At 72.4% G+C, this 17747-nt stretch carries 16 protein-coding genes; 2 read left to right on the top strand and 14 right to left on the bottom strand.

What is annotated here, in order from left to right:
• Positions 1 to 8: 8 nt before the first annotated feature.
• From IE277_RS12605 to IE277_RS12590, 4 genes are read right to left on the bottom strand one after another with little or no spacing between them, the layout of a single operon-like run.
• Complete coding sequence (locus IE277_RS12605) at positions 9 to 1079, bottom strand: ABC transporter ATP-binding protein (RefSeq protein ID WP_189951615.1); 1071 nt, start codon at positions 1077 to 1079, stop codon at positions 9 to 11.
• A 5-nt stretch (positions 1080 to 1084) separates the two neighbouring features.
• The gene (locus tag IE277_RS12600) at positions 1085 to 1903 is read right to left on the bottom strand and encodes an ABC transporter permease (RefSeq protein WP_189951613.1); all 819 of its coding nucleotides are present in this window, start codon (positions 1901 to 1903) and stop codon (positions 1085 to 1087) included.
• Positions 1888 to 2787 (bottom strand): ABC transporter permease, encoded by a 900-nt coding sequence (locus tag IE277_RS12595; RefSeq protein ID WP_189951611.1) that lies wholly within the window; start codon positions 2785 to 2787, stop codon positions 1888 to 1890. The genes IE277_RS12600 and IE277_RS12595 overlap by 16 nt, the downstream gene beginning before the upstream one ends.
• Positions 2784 to 3944 (bottom strand): ABC transporter substrate-binding protein, encoded by a 1161-nt coding sequence (locus tag IE277_RS12590; protein ID WP_189951609.1) that lies wholly within the window; start codon positions 3942 to 3944, stop codon positions 2784 to 2786. The genes IE277_RS12595 and IE277_RS12590 overlap by 4 nt, the downstream gene beginning before the upstream one ends.
• 206 nt (positions 3945 to 4150) lie before the next feature.
• On the opposite strand from IE277_RS12590, the gene IE277_RS12585 reads away from it, so the two are divergent.
• Positions 4151 to 4891, top strand: coding sequence for a GntR family transcriptional regulator (locus IE277_RS12585; RefSeq protein WP_189951607.1), 741 nt, complete (start codon positions 4151 to 4153; stop codon positions 4889 to 4891).
• Positions 4892 to 5071: 180 nt separating this feature from the next.
• On the opposite strand, the gene IE277_RS12580 is transcribed toward IE277_RS12585, so the two are convergent.
• The 9 genes from IE277_RS12580 to fmt form a co-directional block, all read right to left on the bottom strand.
• The gene (locus tag IE277_RS12580; protein WP_189951605.1) at positions 5072 to 5524 is read right to left on the bottom strand and encodes an Lrp/AsnC family transcriptional regulator; all 453 of its coding nucleotides are present in this window, start codon (positions 5522 to 5524) and stop codon (positions 5072 to 5074) included.
• Between the two features lie 27 nt (positions 5525 to 5551).
• Positions 5552 to 7039, bottom strand: a complete 1488-nt coding sequence (locus IE277_RS12575) for an amino acid permease (RefSeq protein WP_189951602.1) — start codon at positions 7037 to 7039, stop codon at positions 5552 to 5554.
• 378 nt (positions 7040 to 7417) lie between these two features.
• The gene (locus IE277_RS12570; RefSeq protein ID WP_189951600.1) at positions 7418 to 8860 is read right to left on the bottom strand and encodes a GuaB1 family IMP dehydrogenase-related protein; all 1443 of its coding nucleotides are present in this window, start codon (positions 8858 to 8860) and stop codon (positions 7418 to 7420) included.
• 132 nt (positions 8861 to 8992) lie between these two features.
• Positions 8993 to 9358, bottom strand: coding sequence for a barstar family protein (locus tag IE277_RS12565; RefSeq protein WP_189951598.1), 366 nt, complete (start codon positions 9356 to 9358; stop codon positions 8993 to 8995).
• The gene (locus tag IE277_RS12560; protein WP_189951807.1) at positions 9355 to 9843 is read right to left on the bottom strand and encodes a guanyl-specific ribonuclease; all 489 of its coding nucleotides are present in this window, start codon (positions 9841 to 9843) and stop codon (positions 9355 to 9357) included. Before IE277_RS12560 ends, IE277_RS12565 begins: the two co-directional genes overlap by 4 nt.
• A 120-nt stretch (positions 9844 to 9963) precedes the next feature.
• Complete coding sequence (locus IE277_RS12555) at positions 9964 to 11007, bottom strand: sugar-binding transcriptional regulator (RefSeq protein ID WP_189951597.1); 1044 nt, start codon at positions 11005 to 11007, stop codon at positions 9964 to 9966.
• 90 nt (positions 11008 to 11097) lie between these two features.
• The gene (gene rpe, locus IE277_RS12550) at positions 11098 to 11784 is read right to left on the bottom strand and encodes a ribulose-phosphate 3-epimerase (RefSeq protein WP_189951595.1); all 687 of its coding nucleotides are present in this window, start codon (positions 11782 to 11784) and stop codon (positions 11098 to 11100) included.
• A gap of 136 nt (positions 11785 to 11920) precedes the next feature.
• Positions 11921 to 13348: an RsmB/NOP family class I SAM-dependent RNA methyltransferase gene (locus IE277_RS12545; RefSeq protein WP_189951593.1), complete on the bottom strand. Its 1428-nt coding sequence runs from the start codon at positions 13346 to 13348 to the stop codon at positions 11921 to 11923.
• Positions 13349 to 13428: 80 nt separating this feature from the next.
• Positions 13429 to 14361, bottom strand: a complete 933-nt coding sequence (fmt, locus tag IE277_RS12540) for a methionyl-tRNA formyltransferase (RefSeq protein ID WP_189951591.1) — start codon at positions 14359 to 14361, stop codon at positions 13429 to 13431.
• A 264-nt stretch (positions 14362 to 14625) separates the two neighbouring features.
• On the opposite strand from fmt, the gene IE277_RS12535 reads away from it, so the two are divergent.
• Positions 14626 to 15168, top strand: coding sequence for a hypothetical protein (locus tag IE277_RS12535; RefSeq protein WP_189951589.1), 543 nt, complete (start codon positions 14626 to 14628; stop codon positions 15166 to 15168).
• Between the two features lie 343 nt (positions 15169 to 15511).
• Here the strand turns inward: IE277_RS12535 and IE277_RS12530 are convergent, their stop codons facing one another.
• Complete coding sequence (locus IE277_RS12530) at positions 15512 to 17659, bottom strand: primosomal protein N' (RefSeq protein ID WP_189951587.1); 2148 nt, start codon at positions 17657 to 17659, stop codon at positions 15512 to 15514.
• Positions 17660 to 17747: the final 88 nt, after the last annotated feature.

The raw sequence follows: 17747 nt of genomic DNA, 5'->3' as shown, positions 1-17747 counted from the left end.
GTCATTCCTCACTTCTGGGTACGTGCGGCCACGAGTACCGGCCGCTCCGGGAGCGACACGCCGACGGCGGTTCCGGCGTCGAGTCCGGTGGCCTCGTGCGCGGGCAGGTCCGCCTTGGCCTCGGTGCCGTCGGCGAGCCGTACGGTGACCCGGACAACCGCGCCGAGGAAGGCGGTGGCGACCACGCAGGCGGTGCCCTGTTCGTCGGCGGCCACGCGGAGGGTCTCCGGCCGCACCAGCGCGTCCACCGGGCCGTCGGGCACCTCGCCGTCGGCGGGCAGCCGCTGCCCGAGCACCTCGACCGTGCCGTCCTTCAGCTCGCCCGGGAGCCGGCTCATGGTGCCGACGAACTCGGCGACGAAGGCGGTGGCGGGGCGGCCGTACAGCTCGGCGGGCGCGGCGCACTGTTCGAGGCGGCCGGCGCGCATGACGGCGACCCGGTCGGCGACCGAGAGGGCCTCCTCCTGGTCATGCGTCACGAAGAGGGTGGTGATGCCGAGTTCCTGCTGGAGCCGGCGGATCTCCTCGCGCAGGGTGAGCCGCACCTTGGCGTCCAGTGCGGACAGCGGCTCGTCGAGCAGCAGCACGCGCGGGCGCAGGGCCAGGGCGCGGGCCAGCGCGATGCGCTGCTGCTGGCCGCCGGAGAGCTGGTGCGGGTAGCGCTCGCCCTTGTCGGCGAGGCCGACCAGTTCCAGCAACTCGGCGGCGCGGGAGCGTCGTTCGGCCGTCCGCGTGCCGCGCATACGCAGCCCGAAGGCGACGTTGTCGACGGCGTTCAGATGCGGGAAGAGGCTGTACGACTGGAAGACCATGCCGGCGTCACGGCGGTGGGCCGGGACCTGGGTGACGTCCTCGCCGTCCACCAGTACGGCGCCGGAGTCGGGGTGTTCGAACCCGGCGAGCATGCGCAGCGCGGTGGTCTTGCCGCAGCCGGAGGGGCCGAGGAGGGCCAGGAACTCTCCGGGGCGGACGGTCAGGTCGAGTCCGTCGAGGGCGACGGTGGCCCCGAACTCCCGCCGCAGACCGCGGAATTCGACGGTGGCGGCCTTTTCGAGGGTCTCGGGCAGGGTGGCGGTCATGTGTGTCATCCCCGGGAGGAAGCGGATCGGGTGCGGCCGCCGGCACCGGCGAGCGCGAGGAGCAGGGCCCAGGTGACGAGCAGGCTGAGCACGGACACGGCGACGGACATCTGGGCCTGTTCGCCGCCGACGTTGTAGATCCACACGGCGAAGGGCGCGTATCCGAGCAGATGGGAGACGGTGAACTCGCCGAGGACCAGGGCCAGCGTCAGGAAGGACGCGTTCAGCAGGGCCCCGCGCAGATTCGGCAGGACGGCCTGCAGCAGGGCCTGCGGCCAGGAGGCGCCGCAGCTGCGGGCCGCCTCGACCAGGGTCCGTACGTCGATGGCGCGCAGGCCTGCGTCGAGGGCGCGGTAGACGAACGGCAGGGCCATCACGACGTAGGCGAGGACCAGGACGAGGGGGAAGTCCTGGTTCTGGATCACCACGAAGGTCTCGAACAGCGGCGTCCGGGACAAATGCTCCGGACCCCACTTGAGCACGGTGACGATCCCGGCGACGAACGCGATCGGCGGCACCACCAGCGGCAGCGAGCAGACCACCTCCACCACCGGCCGCAGCCGGGGCGCGCCGAGCCGGAGCGCGACCACGGCGGGCACCATCAGCAGCAACACGACGGCGATGGTCGCCACGGCCAGCTCCAGCGAGAGCAGCAGGCTGGAGACGAAGCCGCCGGTGGAGAGGATCTTGGTGTAGGCGTCGAAGGTGACGCCCTGGCCCGGCGCGTCCACCGTGAAGATCACGGAGGCGACGAGCGGCACCAGGAAGTACAGGGCGGCGAGGCCGAGGACGACCCACCGCCACGGGGTCAGGCGTCGAGCCATCGGGCACTCCGTCGCTGAAGGGGCAGGTACACGGCCATCACCAGACCGGCCACCAGGACCATGTCGAGGCTCAGGGCGAGCGCGATGTTCTCCTGGCCGACCAGGACGTTGCCGGACAGCGCGTCGGCGATCTGCAGGGTGACCAGCGGGACGGCGCTGCCGACCATGGCGGCGGCGGTGGCGTAGGCGGCGAAGGCGCTGCCGAAGAGCAGCACGAGCCCGCCGAGCAGCGAGGGCGCGAGCACGGGCAGGGCCACGTACCGCCAGTACTGCACACCGGTGGCGCCGTTGTTCAGCGCGGCCTCGCGCCACTGCGCGCGCAGACCGTCGAGCGCGGGGGTGATGGTGAGGACCATGAGCGGGATGAGGAAGTACAGATAGACGAGGACCAGGCCCCAGAAGCTGTAGAGGTCCCAGCCGCTGTCCTTCAGACCGAGGTGCACGGTGAGGACGCCCGCGTTGCCGAGAGTGGCGACGAAGGCGAAGGCCAGCGGGACCCCGCCGAAGTTGGCGAGCACGCCGGAGGCGGTCAGCACGGCCTCGCGCAGCCAGCGGGAGCGGGAGCTGACCACGGCCTGCGCCAGCGGCAGTCCGAGCAGGGCACCGAGCGCGGCGGCGATCGCGGACAGCTTGACGCTGCCGAGCAGGGCGGTGAGGTACGGGCCCTTCAGCGACGCCGTCATGTTGGCGCCGGTGTAGCCGGTGGCGCCCGTGGTGGCGTCGTCGACCGAGAAGGCGCCGTTCACGATGGCCGCGGCCGGCAGGCCGAAGGCGATGGCGACGAAGACCAGCAGCGGCATGACCGCCAGCCAGCCGGGGGCGCGGCGCCGCCGCTTCGCCGAAGCGACGGGCGCCACATCCGCACGCGGGAGAGCGGCGGTCATCCGGAGACGGCCTTCTGCCAGCCCTGAGCGATGACCGTCTTGGCCTTGCTCTGCTGGTCCTCGGTCGGGAAGGACGGCGTGCCGGTGACCTTCGGCAGCTGGGCGGCGGCCGTCTTGTCCAGGGTGCCGGCCTTCTCCATGGCGGCCATCAGGGCCGGGCGGGCGTAGCCCTGGAGCCACATGTTCTGGCCCTCGGTGCTGTAGAGGTACTCCTGCCACAGACGGGCGGCCGCCGGGTGCGGGGCGTCCTTGTTGATGGCCTGGGAGTAGTACTGGGCGTACTGGCCGTCGCTGGGGACGGCGACCTTCCAGTCGAGGCCCTTGGACTTGAACTCCTTGGCGTAGCCGGCGTTCAGGTAGTCCCAGTCGATCGAGATCGGCGTCTCGCCCTTCTCGACGGTGGCCGGGGTGGACTCGACGGGCGTGTAGTTGCCGTTCTTCTTCAGCTTGCCGAAGAAGTCCAGGCCGGACTGGATGTTGTCGAAGGAGCCGCCGTTGGCGAGGGCCGCGGCGAAGACGCCGCCGAAGGCGGAGCCGGACTTGGTGGGGTTGCCGTTGAGCGCGACCTGGCCCTTGTACTCGGGCTTGAGCAGGTCCTTGAAGCTGGTCGGGCACTGCTTGACCCGCTTGGCGTCGCAGCCGATGGAGATGTAGCCGCCGTAGTCGTTGAACCAGCGGGCCTGCGGGTCCTTCTGCGCCTCGGGGAGGTCGGCGTAGGAGGCCACCTTGTACGGCGCGAGCAGGCCCTGCTGGGCGGCGCTCAGCGCGAAGGAGGAGCCGAGGTCGAGGACGTCGGGGGTGCGGTCCTGGCCCTTGCGGGAGGTGACGGCGTTGATCTCGTCCTGGCTGGTGCCGTCGGGGCTCTCGTCCTGGACCTTGAGACCGTACTTCTTCTGGAAGCCGTCGATGATCGCACCGTAGTTGGCCCAGTCGCGGGGCACCGCGATGATGTGCAGCGTGCCCTCCTTCTTGGCCGCCTTGACCAGGGCGTCCATACCGCCGAAGTCGGCTGCGGAGGTGGCGGAGGCGGCGCCCTTGCCGTCCTTGGTGGTGGTCGATGCCTTGTCGGGGGCGGCGCCGCAGGCGCTCAGGGCGAGCGCGGCGACGACGGCGAGGGAACCACCGAGCACGGCGTTTCTCGGCAGGGACACGGTCACGGTCTCTCCAGGGGGACGCATGAGGAGGGAGGGGAGAACTTGTCTGAACAAGTTGGCCTCAGTACGCCGGTCCCGGGTGTCCTGTCCGTAAACACCGGCGAAACACCGCCCCCCGTTTCCCTGCACACTTCCGACTGACACGGATCACCTGGGTGTGTCGATTAGGCTGGTCACGCTGTGCACAGTTACCCAAGCAGAGGGGAAGCATGACGGCGCGACACGAGGAGATCGCCGATGAACTGCGGCGGGCGATCGACCGCGAGGAGTACACGGTCGGCAGTCGGCTGCCCTCGGAATCGGAGCTTGCCGCGCACTACTGCGTCTCACGCGGCACGGTCCGCCAGGCCGTCGCGACCCTCACCGCCGAGGGCCTGATCGGCTCCCGGCAGGGCGCCCGGCGGGTCGTGCTCGCCAGCCGCCGCAGCCAGAGCTTCGAGGAACTGCGCAGCTTCGCCCAGTGGGCGCGGGCGATGGGCCGCGAGGCCACGGGCGAGGTGGTGACCCAGGAGTACCGCCCGGCCACGAGCGAGGACGCCGTACGCCTCCAAGTCCCCGTCGGCACACAGGTGTTGCATGTGCTCCGGCTGCGCGGTCTGGACGGCGAGCCGGTCCTGCTGGAGCGCACGGTGTACGCGGACTGGATCTCCCCGGCGGTGGAGTCGATCGAGCCGGGCTGCCCCTCGGTCACCCAACGCCTGTACGACGACACGGGGTTGGTCTTCGCCTACGGCGAGCACATCATCGACGCGGTCGCCTGCGGCGCGCGGGACGCGGAGTTGCTCGGGGTACGCCGGACAAGTCCCCTGCTGCGGGTGCGGCGTGTGACGACGACGCGCGAGGGGCGGCCGGTCGAGTGGTCCGACGACCGGTACCGCCCGGACGCGGTGAGCTTCAGCGTGCGGAACTCCATTGGCAGCAATGCGCTGACGCGGAAGACCGCGGAATAGCGCTCGGGGAGCATTCGCCGTCGCCGGGTGCGGGTGGTCCGTGGCTGATCGCGCAGTTCCCCGCGCCCCTGAGGGAATTGCAGTCCAGCATGCCTGAAAGGGGCGCGGGGAACTGCGCGAGAAACCACGACGCACCCGCACCCGGCAAACGGACAACGCGCCCCGAACCGGAATCCGCCCCTACCCCGGCGCCCCGGAGGAAAAACGGCGCAGCAACGGCGACAGCACCAGCACCGACTTCGTGCGCTCCACGAACGGCTCCCCGGCGATCCGCTCCAGGACCCGCTCGAAGTGCCGCATGTCGGACGCGAAGACCTGGGCGATGGCGTCCGCGTCGCCGGTGACGGTCGACGCGGCCACGACCTCCTGATACCGCTCCAGGCCCCGCTGGATGGTCTCCGGCGAGGTGTTGCGCCGGCAGTGGATCTCGATATAGCCCTCGGTCTCCCAGCCGAGCGCCGCCGGGTCCACCCGGACGGTGAATCCGGTGATGGCTCCGGTGGCCCGCAGCCGGTCCACGCGGCGTTTCACGGCGGGCGCGGACAGTCCCACCATCTGCCCGATATCCGCGTAGGAGCGGCGGGCGTCCTCGGCGAGGGCGTGCACGATGCGTTCGTCGAGATCGTTCAGCACAGGGGGTGGTTCACTTCTTCGGTTCGGTCACTTCTCTGCCGTCATCACAAGGTTCTCACCGGTCGCGAGACGGGAACGGCGATAGCCGTATACGAAGTAGAACACGAGCCCGACGGCCATCCAGACACCGAACACGATCCAGGTGATGCCGGGCAGGCTGCCCATCATCCAGACACAGAACCCGAAGCCCAGCGCGGGCAGCAGCGGGGACAGCGGCACCCGGAATGTGCGGTTCATGTCCGGGCGGGTCCGGCGCAGCACCACGACGGCCACATTGACCAGCGCGAAGGCGAACAGCGTGCCGATGCTGGTGGCGTCGGCGAGCTGGCCCAGCGGGATCGCGGCGGCGAGGACACCGCAGAACAGGGAGACGATCACCGTGTTGGCACGGGGCGCACCGGTCTTCGGGTGGACCCTGGCGAAGACCTTGGGCACCAGGCCGTCCCGGGACATGGCGAACAGGATGCGGGTCTGGCCGTAGACCACGGTCAGCACGACGCTCGCGATGGCGATGACGGCGCAGGCGGCCAGCAGGGTGCCCCAGAAGCCCTGTCCGGTGACGTCCTTCATGATCTGGGCGAGCGTGGCCTCGGAGTCGTTGAACTGCCGCCACGGCTTCGCGCCTACGGCGACGGCGGCGACCAGCACGTACAGGGCGGTCACGATGACCAGGGACAGCATGATCGCGCGGGGCAGGTCGCGCTGGGCGTCCTTCGCCTCCTCACCGGCGGTGGAGGCGGCGTCGAAGCCGATGTACGAGAAGAACAGCGTGCCGGCGGCGCCGCTGACGCCCGCCATGCCGAGCGGCATGAAGTGCGCGTAGTTGCCGGACTTGAAGCCCATGAAGCCGATCGCGCAGAACAGGATCAACGCGGCGATCTTCACGCACACCATGATGGTGTTGGCCCGCGCGGACTCCTTGGCGCCGCCGAGCAGGAACACCATCGCCAGGATCACGACGATCAGCGCGGGCAGGTTGAAGATGCCGCCGTCGCCGGGCGGCGCGGACAGCGCCGTCGGGATGGTCACACCTATCGTGCCGTCCAGCAGCTCGTTCAGGTACTTGCCCCAGCCGACGGCCACGGCGGCCACCGAGACGCCGTACTCCAGCAGCAGACACCAGCCGCAGACCCAGGCGATCAGCTCGCCCATCGTTGCGTATGCATACGAGTACGAGGAGCCGGAGACCGGGATCGTGCCCGCCAGCTCGGCGTAGGACAGGGCCGAGAACAGCGCGGTGAGGCCGGCGAAGACGAAGGAGAGGGTGACGGCCGGACCCGCCTTCGGGACGGCGTTGCCGAGGACCACGAAGATGCCGGTGCCGAGGGTGGCACCGATGCTGATCATGGTCAGCTGCCACAGTCCCAGGGAGCGCCTCAGCGCACCTCCCTCGCCGTGGCTGCCCTCCGCGACCAGGCGTTCCACGGGCTTGCGCCGCATGAGGCGCGCGGCGAGGCCCGGGGACGCGGGGGCGGTCGCTGTGCGGTCGTGCGAGGGTGCGCCTTGGTCGAGCACGCGGTGGCTCCTTACTCCTGCCGGTCATTGCGGACGGGGACCGGGAGCAGCCCTGCGAGGGCAGGAACCGACCGAGCGGGGTCCCCGCCACGCCACGTACAGACGAGCACCCTATGAGGCAGGCCTTCACGGGCGTAATGCAGCAACCTTGCGCGTCCCTGCATGATCATTGCGTTCCTCGTACCGGAATGACAAATCGTTGCATGCGGGTCGCCGAGCGTTGCGCGGCGGCCTCGGACGCACGCCCGCCCGCACAAGTGAGTACGGGGCTTCCGGTTCAGCCGGATACACGGCCGGCCGGGCTCCGGACATGCCGACGGCCCCTGTCCGTCCCGAGTGCGGGAGGGACAGGGGCCGTCAGGTGCGGCGGGTCGCCGATCAGCTCCAGCTGGCGTGCAGCGGCTTGCCCTCGGCGTAGCCGGCGGCGCTCTGGATGCCGACGATGGCCTTCTCGGCGAACTCCTCCAGGGAGCCGGCGCCGGCGTAGGTGCAGGAGGAGCGGACACCCGCGATGATCGAGTCGATCAGGTCCTCGACACCCGGGCGGGCCGGGTCGAGGAACATGCGGGAGGTGGAGATGCCCTCCTCGAACAGGGCCTTGCGGGCGCGGTCGTAGGCCGACTCGTCCGACGTGCGGTTGCGCACCGCGCGGGCGGAGGCCATACCGAAGGACTCCTTGTACGCGCGGCCGTCGGCGTCGTGCTGGAGGTCGCCCGGGGACTCGTAGGTGCCCGAGAACCAGGAGCCGACCATCACGTTGGACGCGCCGGCCGCGAGGGCCATGGCCACGTCGCGCGGGTGGCGGACGCCGCCGTCGGCCCACACGTGCTTGCCGTACTTCTTGGCCTCGGCGGCGCACTCCAGCACCGCGGAGAACTGCGGCCGGCCCACACCGGTCATCATGCGGGTGGTGCACATGGCGCCGGGGCCCACACCGACCTTGATGATGTCCGCGCCCGCGTCGATCAGGTCCTTGACGCCCTCGGCGGAGACGATGTTGCCCGCGGCGATCGGCACCTGCGGGTCGAGGGCGCGGACCAGCTTGATCGCGCTGATCATCGACTCCTGGTGGCCGTGCGCGGTGTCGATGACGAGCGTGTCCACGCCCGCGTCGAGCAGCTGCTTCGCCTTGCCCGCCACATCGCCGTTGATCCCGACGGCGGCGGCGATGCGCAGCTTGCCCTGCGCGTCGACGGCCGGGGTGTACAGCGTGGCGCGCAGGGCGCCCTTGCGGGTGAGGATGCCGGCCAGCCTGCCGTCCTTGTCGACGGCCGGGGCGTAGCGGCGGTTGGCCGTGTCCAGCCGGTTGAAGGCCTCGCGCGGGTCGATGTCCGCGTCGAGCAGCAGCAGGTCCTTGGACATGACGACTTCGAGCTGCGTGAAGCGGTCGACGCCGGTCAGGTCCTGGTCGGTGACGACACCGACGGGCCGGTGGTCGTCGTCCACGACCACACCGGCGTTGTGCGCCCGCTTGGGCAGCAGCGCCAGGGCGTCGGCGACGGTCTGGTGCGGGGCGAGCACGATCGGCGTGTCGAGCACCAGATGGCGGCTCTTCACCCAGGAGACGACATCGGTGACGACGTCGATCGGGATGTCCTGCGGGATGACCACCAGGCCGCCGCGGCGTGCCACCGTCTCGGCCATGCGCCGCCCGGCGATCGCGGTCATGTTGGCGACGACGAGCGGGATGGTGGTGCCCGTGCCGTCCGGCGAGGTGAGGTCCACGCCCTGACGCGAGCCGACCGCGGAGCGGCTCGGCACCATGAAGACGTCGTCGTACGTCAGGTCGTACGCGGGCTGGATGTCATTGAGGAAACGCACGTGCTGCACATCCCAGTCGTTCAGAGGCGACCCCCGGACAGGTGTGCCAGGGGGAAAGAGCACGTACTTCATTCTCCCATGTCGGCGCCGTTGTCACGCCCCCACAGAACCTCCAGGGTGGCCGGCGATCATCTAGGATGATCCTCCAAGGAGGGAGCCGCCCAGGGCCAGTACGACGGCGAGCGCGGGTGTCCGGTCCACGGCCTCGGCGAACACGTCCTGCGCCGTCCGCCACTCGCCCGGGGCGGCCTCGGCGTACGGCTGCCAGCCGTGGACGACGATCAGCAGCCCCTGTTCGACGGCGCCCTCGGGCCACAGGGTGTGGTCGGAGAGGGAGTCGGCCAGCGCGTCCCAGTTGCGGCCGAACCAGTCGGGCAGTGCCAGCGCCCGGGCGATGCGGTCCATCAGCCCGGCTTTGCCGGTCACGCCGTCGAGGTCCAGGGTGACGACGAGCCGCCCTGCCATCGGGTAGGTCGAGCCGGTCAGGTCCTCGGTCATCTCAGCACCGCCCGGAACGATGTGTAGTGATCATCGGTGTAGTAGATCTCCCCGCCCTGTCCGGTGATGATGCGCCGGGCCCCGCGGTCGCGCGAGCCCGGTGTCCGCACGGTGTACTCGTGGTAGTAGCCGCGCCCGTGCCGGGGCAGATGCCCCTCGAAGTTCCCGAAGACGATCCCGTCACGGGCGTACGGGAACGGCCCGCCCTTGTCGATGAGGGCGAGGGTCTGCCGGGCCTCGGCGGGCAGCCGGGACGCCTGCACGGTGGCCATGCCCTCGGCCCAGGCGGGCGTGGCCGCGCCGGGCCGCGAGCCGGTGCTCGCGGTCGCGCCCGTGCCGGGGCCCGATCCCGGTCCCGGCGAGCATCCGGTCAGCAGGACGGCGAGGACGACCAGCAGACCGGCGAAGGCACGGGGCAGGGAACACCCGGGTGCCCGGGGCACGGACGACCGTCGGGGCACCGGGGGGACGAGCCGCAGCAGCATGCCGATGATGCTGCCACGGACGTCCCGCCCCGACGGCGCCACGACCCGCCGACGCGCGTCCGGCACCGACCGCCGCCCTCCGTGCGAGGCGGTCGGGCCGGACCACGTCCTTCGGCCCGGTCAGATTCCGTCCGGGTCCGTCCGGCCGAGCGTCGGCTTCGGCGTCGGACCGGCCGTCATCAGGTAGTCCGCGGCGGAGGTGTCCGTGACCAGGCTGGTGACCAGCCCGGACCGCAGCACCGCGTCGATCGCGGCCGCCTTGCGCTGTCCGCCCGCGATCGCCACGACCTCCGGGATACGGCGCAGCTGGTCGGCCTTGACCGTGATGCACCGCTCCCCCAGGTCCCGCCCGATCCGGCGCCCTTCGGCGTCGAAGAGGTGCGCGGCCATCTCCGCGGCCACGCCGAGCGAGGCGTAGTGCGCCCGCTCCTCGTCGCTGAGCATGTCGTGCACCGTCGAGATGCCCGGCTCCCAGGAGCCGATGGAGACACAGGCGACCGTGACCTTGTCGAAGTACTCGAAGGCACGGGCGATCCCGGTCTGGCTGCGCAGCGCCGCCGCGGTGGCCGCGTCCGGCAGCAGCATCGGCGCGTAGATCGGGTGGGCGTCGCCGCCCGACACCTGGGCGGCGCGGCGCACGGCCTCGACCGAGCCGCGCTCCGAGGTCCCGGCGTCGTACACACCCGTCAGCTGCACGACCGTGCACGGCGGCAGCCGGTCGAGCGCCGCCGCCATATGGATGGTGGACCGGCCCCAGGCCAGCCCCAGCACGTCGCCCTCGTCGACGAGTTCGCCGAGCAGGTCGGCGGCGACCTCGCCGAGGTTCTCGGGGTCGGGGGTCTCCTCGGCCTCGGCCGGGGACTCGACCACGACGGCGTGCCTCAGGCCGTAGCGGGCGCGGAGCGCGTCGGAGCGCTCGGCGTCCAGCTCGGCCGGGACACGGATCTCGATGCGTACGAGATCCCGTTCGAGGGCAGTCTCCAGTACCCGGGCCACTTTGAAGCGGCTGACGCCGAACTCCTCCGCGATCTGGATCTTGGACTTGCCCTCGAGGTAGAAGCGGCGGGCCATGGCCGCCGCCTGCACCAGCTCAGCGGGTCCCATCCGCATGGCTGACCGGCCCGCCGACATACCCGACACGGCGATCTCCTCACTGCTGTTCACACTCTGGATTCGCCGTTCATCCTTGCAGATTCGGCGCTACGGATCTGCCCTGATAGGGGGCGTTCACTTAACCGTTCACGTAGCCGTGGCTCAGTGGTCGCATGCCCAGGAGGCCTTGGCGGTGGCCGCCTCCGCCTGAGTACGCAGGGCACGGACCGCCTCCGCCGGGTCCTGCGCCCCGTACACGGCGGAGCCGGCCACGAACACATCCGCTCCCGCGTCCGCGCACCGCTCGATCGTCGAGGCCGAGACACCGCCGTCCACCTGCAGCCACAGCTGCAGTCCGTGCTTGCCGATCAGCTCACGGGTGCGGCGGATCTTGGGCAGCATGATGTCGAGGAACGCCTGACCGCCGAAGCCGGGCTCGACCGTCATGATCAACAGCATGTCGAGTTCCGGGAGCAGGTCTTCGTACGGCTCGATCGGCGTCGCCGGCTTCAGCGCCATGGACGCGCGGGCACCCTTGGCGCGGATCTCCCGGGCGAGTCGCACCGGCGCGGCGGCCGCCTCCACATGGAAGGTGACGGAGGAGGCACCCGCCTCGACGTACCGGGGCGCCCAGCGGTCAGGGTCCTCGATCATCAGATGGCAGTCCAGCGGGGTGTCCGTCGCACGGGCCAGGGACTCCACCACCGGCACGCCGAGCGTGAGGTTCGGGACGAAGTGGTTGTCCATGACGTCGACGTGGAGCCAGTCGGCGCCTTGGACCGCCTTGGCCTCCTCCGCGAGGCGCGCGAAGTCGGCGGACAGGATGCTGGGGTTGATCTGCACGGCCATGCGACAAGACTGCCATGTCCGGAGCACTGATGTTCGCGTCGTCCACAGGCGAGGGCAGCTCATCATACTTTTGCGACCGCCTGTGGATGACCATCGGGAGCCAGCCGCCCGAGCCGGTGCGGCGGCGGAACGTGCCTCAGCCGGTTCTCCGGATCAGCGCCAGATACATCGCGTCCGTGCCGTGCAGATGCGGCCACAGCTGTACGTCCGGCCCGTCGCCGAGCGCGGGCACGCCCGGCAGCAGCGGACGGGCGTCGATCAGTTCCGTCGCCGGGTGCTGCTTGAGGATGTCGGAGACGACCGCGCGGGTCTCGGCGAGGTGCGGCGAGCAGGTCGCGTAGCCGACGATGCCGCCGACCCGCACCGAGTCGAGCGCGGTGCGCAGCAGGGCGCGCTGCAGCGGCGCGAAGTTGTCCAGATCCTCCGAGCGGCGGCGCCAGCGGGCCTCGGGGCGCCTGCGCAGCGCGCCGAGCCCGGTGCACGGCACGTCCATCAGCACCCGGTCGAAGCTGCCCGGCAGCCACGGCGGCCGGGTCCCGTCGGCGGTGATCACCTGGTACGGCCCCGGATTACCGGCCAGCGCCTTGGCGACCAGCCCCGCCCGGTGCGGCTGCTTCTCGGCGGCGAGCAGCGTGGCGCCCCGCTCGGCGGCGAGGGCGGCCAGCAGCGCGGCCTTGCCGCCGGGCCCGGCGCATCCGTCCAGCCAGGTGTTGTCGGAACCCTCCAAAGGCGCGTTGGCGAGCGCGAGGGCGACCAGCTGGCTGCCCTCGTCCTGCACACCGGCCCGCCCCTCGCGCACGGCCTCCACCGCGCCCGGCTCCCCGCCCTCGGAGAGCCGCACGGCGTAGGGCGACCAGCGCCCCGGTACGGCGGCTTCCTCGCGCAGCAGTTCCTCGGTGGTGGCCCGGCCCGGCCGTGCGACCAGGGTGACCTCGGGCCGTTCGTTGTCGGCCTCCAGCAGGTCCTCGATGCCGGCGCGCCCGCCGCCGAGGGAGTCCCAGAGCGCGGAGACGACCCACCGGGGGTGCGAGTGGACGACGGCGAGGTGGTCCTCGGGGTCTTCGTCGTACGGCGGCGCGACCTGCTCCAGCCAACCGTCCAGATCGTGCTGCGTGACCTTGCGCAGCACGGCGTTGACGAACTTGGCCCGCCCGTCGCCGAGCACCACCCGCGCCAGCTCGACCGAGGCGGACACGGCGGCGTGCGTCGGGATCCGCGTCCCCAGCAGCTGGTGCACGCCGAGGCTGAGCACATCGAGCACCGGCGAGTCGACCTCGCGCAGCGGCCGGTCGACACAGGCGGCGATCACCGCGTCGTACGTCCCCTGCCGCCGCAGCGTGCCGTACACCAGCTCGGTGGCGAGGGCCGCGTCCCGCGCGTCGAAGTTCTCCGGTCCCTCCTTCTCGCGGGCCTTGCGCAGCAGCGGAGGCAGCACGAGGTTGGCGTACGCGTCCCGCTCGTCGACCGCGCGCAGCGCCTCGAAGGCCAGGATGCGGACGGGGTCCTTCTGCGGACGGCGGTAGGGCTTGGCGGGCCGGCGCGGCCGCCGGGACTGCTCGCTCACGAAAAAGGTGCTCCGGATGTCAGGAAGGAGTGCGGTTCCCAGCGTACGTCGGCGCGCCCGCGGCTCCTTCGACCGGGCCCTCAGCCGCCGAGCGTCTCGCTCTCGGCGATGCGCACCCCACGGGCCCAGTCGGCCGCCCGCATCGGCTTCTTGCCCTGTGCCTGCACCCAGAGCAGCTCGACGGCGTACGAACCCGTGCCCACGTGGACGCTGTTCTTGCCGATCGCCATCCGCCCCGGCGCGAGGTCGGTGCGCTCGGGCACGGGCGTGACCTGGATCAGCTTGAGCCGCTCGCCGCGGAAGGTGGTCCAGGCGCCGGGCGCCGGGGTGCAGCCGCGCACGACCCGGTCGACGCGCAGCGCGGGCGTGGCCCAGTCGACATGTGCGTCCTCGACGGTGATCTTCGGTGCGAGCGTGATGCCCTCGGCCGGCTGCGGTACGGCCTTCAGCGTGCCGTCCTCGATGCCGTCCATGGTCGCGGCGAGCAGCCCGGCGCCGGCGAAGGCGAGCCGCGTCAGCAGGTCGCCGCTGGTGTCGGTGGCCCGGATCGCCTCGGTCACGGTGCCGTACACGGGCCCGGAGTCCAGCCCCTCCTCGATGAGGAAGGTGGAGGCGCCGGTGATCTCGTCGCCCGCCATGATGGAGTGCTGCACCGGAGCGGCCCCGCGCCAGGCGGGCAGCAGGGAGAAGTGCAGATTGACCCAGCCCTGGGCGGGGACGCCGAGGGCGGCCCTGGGCAGCAGCGCGCCGTACGCGACGACCGGGCAGCAGTCCGGGCCGATCTCCGCCAGCCGCTCCAGGAACTCGGGGTCGCGCGGCTTGAGGGGCTTGAGCACCTCGATCCCGGCCTCTTCGGCCCGCTCGGCCACGGGCGACGCGACCAGCCTGCGCCCACGCCCGGCCGGCGCGTCGGGCCGCGTGACGACGGCGGCCACCTCGTGCCGCCCGGAGGCGATCAGGGCGTCCAGAGCGGGAACGGCGACCTCGGGGGTACCGGCGAAGACAAGCTTCATGGGCGGGATCGGGCCTCTCGGGCGGGGGTGGACGGGCAGCGCACCAGTCTATGACCACGCACGGAGGAACCGGCGGCCGGACGGGCGGTGCCCGGACGGGAGTACTGACGCAGGCGCACACCGGGACAACCGGCGTACGCATATGCCTGTACGCCCCCACCCCGTGACCAGCGGAGCCCACACGCGTTGGTCAAGAAAGAGTTGACCGCATGGGGCCGCTGTCGCGGCCCAATTCCTTTCAACGCCGGTTCGAGAGGCTTGTTCATGGCCGACCACGCAACCCACGACGCCCAGGCCCGGGCCAGCCTGCACTTGCTGGTGCGGGACATCGAACGTGTCCGCCGGCAGGTGGACGCGCTGCGCACGCTCACCGCCCAGCTGGGAAACGTCTACCGTCCGCGCCGCTCCGGCCCCTCCACGGGCTTCGTCGTCTACGGACGGGCCCCCGCCCCGACGGTGCGCCTTGCCCAGGAACTCCGGGACAGCGTCGAAACCCTGGTCACGGCCGCCGTGGACTTCGACCGCTCACTCGGCTTCTCATGGGACGCGGTGGGCTCGGCGCTCGGGGTCACCAAGCAGGCGGTGCACCGCCGTTACGGCGCCCGCCGCGCGGCGACCCAGGCGGCCGCCGAGGCCGAGCGGACCCCGGAGCCCTCCGGCACCCGCACGCTCAATGTGAACGCCGCCCTGCCCACGGTCCCGACGGTCCCCGCGGCCCGTTCGATGCCCACGCAGCCGACCGCGGGCAGTCCCGCCCTGCGCGACGACGCCCGCCCCACGGCCTTCCCCGGCCCACGCAACGGCTGACCCCTCCGCGCTGCCCTCCCGGGGATGTCCGGGAGGGCCGGAGTGAGACGGGCCGGAGCCTGCCGGGACCGGAGCCTGCCGGGCCGGACACAGGCCAGCCGACGAGACGGGCGGGCGGGCGGCATACGGACGAGCCGGATCGCCGGACGGCCCGGACACCGGCGGCCCGGACACCGGCGGCCCGGACACCGACAGGCCGGACGCAGACGCGGTTGAAGTGACCGGAAGGCCCGGCGCGCCCGCCCTCACCCTCAGCAGCGCCCAGCGCGCCCGCTGCACCGCCTCGCCCCACCCACCGGCTGTCGACGCCCCGCGCGCCCCCACAATCCAGCGGCAGCGCACGTCACCCGATGTCCGCCGGATCGATCCGCACCCGCACCGCCTCCCCGCTCCCCCGCGCCATGCGCGCGGCCTGGGCGGTCTTCAGCGCGGCGGCCAGCGCGGCTCCGCTGCCCGGCGGCACCCGTACCAGCGCCCGGTCCCAGTGCTCACCCGGCGGCGGCCCTCCGGGCCTGCGGGGCCTCCCCGGCGGCGTCGGCGCTATCGGCACCGGTCCCAACACCTGGGCGTCCGGCGGCAGTTCCACCGAGGCCAGGAACTCGGCGAGGGCCGTCGGGGTCCCGGACACGGCCGCCATCCGCGACACCGGCGGGAAGCCCAGCTCGGCCCGCTCGGCCAGTTCCCGTACCGCATGCCCGACAGGGTCCCAGCGCACCAGGGCCTGCACGGGCCGCAGGCTGGGCTCGGCCACCACGACCACCGTGCCCCCCTCGCTCTGCGGCCGCACCAGCGCACCCGCCGCGATCCAGCGGCGCAGCGCGTCCTCACCGGCCCGCAGATCGGGTCGTACGAGCATGGCCCAGCCGTCGAGGAGCAGGGCCGCGGCATAGCCGCCCTCGGCGACGGGCTCGGCGCCCGGTGTGCTCACCACCAGCGCGGGTGTGCCCGGCACCGTGTCCAGCACATGCTCCCGCCCCGAGGTGCGCACCGGGACGGCGGGAAAGGCGCGCCCCAGCTCCTCGGCCGTCCGCCGCGCGCCCACGACCTGGGCCCGCAACCGGAAGCCCCCGCAGTCCGGGCAGTGCCACGCGCTCTCCTCGCGCCCGCACCAGCCGCATCGCAGAACCCCCGCGTCCTGCCCCTGCAGGGGCCCGGAGCAGTGCCGGCACCGGGCGGGCGCCCGGCACTGGGCACAGGCCATGCGAGGCGCGTACCCGCGCCGGGGCACCTGCACCAGCACGGGCCCGTGCCGCAGCCCCTCGCGGGCCGTCTGCCAGGCGAGGGTCGGCAGCCGGGCGGCGCGGGCCGCCTCGTCGCGCGCGAGGTCGTCGTCCCCGACCGTCCGGACCAGGGGCGCGGCCCGGCGCACCTGCTCCCGGCCGGCCGCCAGCGGCCGGGCCCAGCCGCTCTCCATGAGCTGGGCGGCCTCGACGGTGCAGCCGAATCCGCCGAGCAGGAAGGCACACTTGTCCAGCGCGGCGCGCAGCAGCAGCACATCGCGCGCATGCGGCTGTGGGGCGTGCTGTTCGCTGTGGCTGTCGTCGCCGTCGTCCCAGACGGCGACGAGCCCGAGGTCCTGTACAGGCGCGAACATGGCCGCCCGCGTCCCGACCACGGCCCGCACGGAACCCCGTCGCACCGCCAGCCACTGCGCGTAGCGTTTCTCGGGGCCGGCGTCGGCGGTGAGCAGCGCGTGCCGCCCCGTGCCGAGCAGCGTGATGAGCGCGGCGTCGACGCGGGCGGCGGCCCGGCCGTCCGGTACGACGACGAGGGCGCCGCGCCCCGAGGCGAGCGTGGCGGCTACGGCGCGGGCCAGTTCCTCGCTCCACAGCGGGCCCGGCAACGCGTTCCAGACCGCCCTGGGCGATCCGCCGTCGGCCAGCGCGGCGAGGAACGCTCCGCCGTGCTCGTACCTTCCCCAGGAGGCCGGCTCCGGGGTCTTCGGTGGGGGCAGCGGCGCGGGCGAGGGCCGCTGCTCGGCGCGCGCGCTGCGCGGCGGCACGGCCAGCTGGAGCACATCGGCGAGGCTGCCGGCGTACCGGTCGGCGACGGCCCGGGTGAGGCCCAGCAGTTCCTCGCTGAGTACCGGCTCCGGCGAGACGACCTGGGCGAGGGCGGCCAGCGGCCCCGTGTAGTCGGACTCGGCCCGGCGCTCGATCAGGAACCCGTCGATGAGCCCGCCGCCCTCACGGCGCCCTTCGCGGACCCGGTGCCGCCCGGCCCCGAACCGCACCCGCACCCGCACACCGGGCTGCGCCTGCGCGTCCAGCTCCTCGGGCACCGCGTAGTCGAAGTACCGGTCGAGGTGCAGCACACCCTTGTCGACCAGCACCCGCGCGACGGGCAGCTCCCTGGCGAGGGCGGCCCCCCGCCAGGTCCGCGGCTTGGCGCGGGGCGTCTTCGCCGCGCGCACGCTCTCCCGGATGAGCGCGAGCTGCTCCGGCGGCGCCTCTTCGGCCCCGCCGCCCCCCGGCTCGTTCTCGCTGCTCACGCTTGCATTCTTACCAAACGCCTCGGACAACGGCGGCCGCCGACGGATACCCGGCGCCCAGGGCCTTGTCTCCGGATCGGGCCGGCTT

Source organism: Streptomyces alanosinicus (genome assembly GCF_014650595.1).
Taxonomy (GTDB): Bacteria; Actinomycetota; Actinomycetes; order Streptomycetales; family Streptomycetaceae; genus Streptomyces; species Streptomyces alanosinicus.
This window is presented reverse-complemented; position numbering and strand designations above follow the sequence as displayed.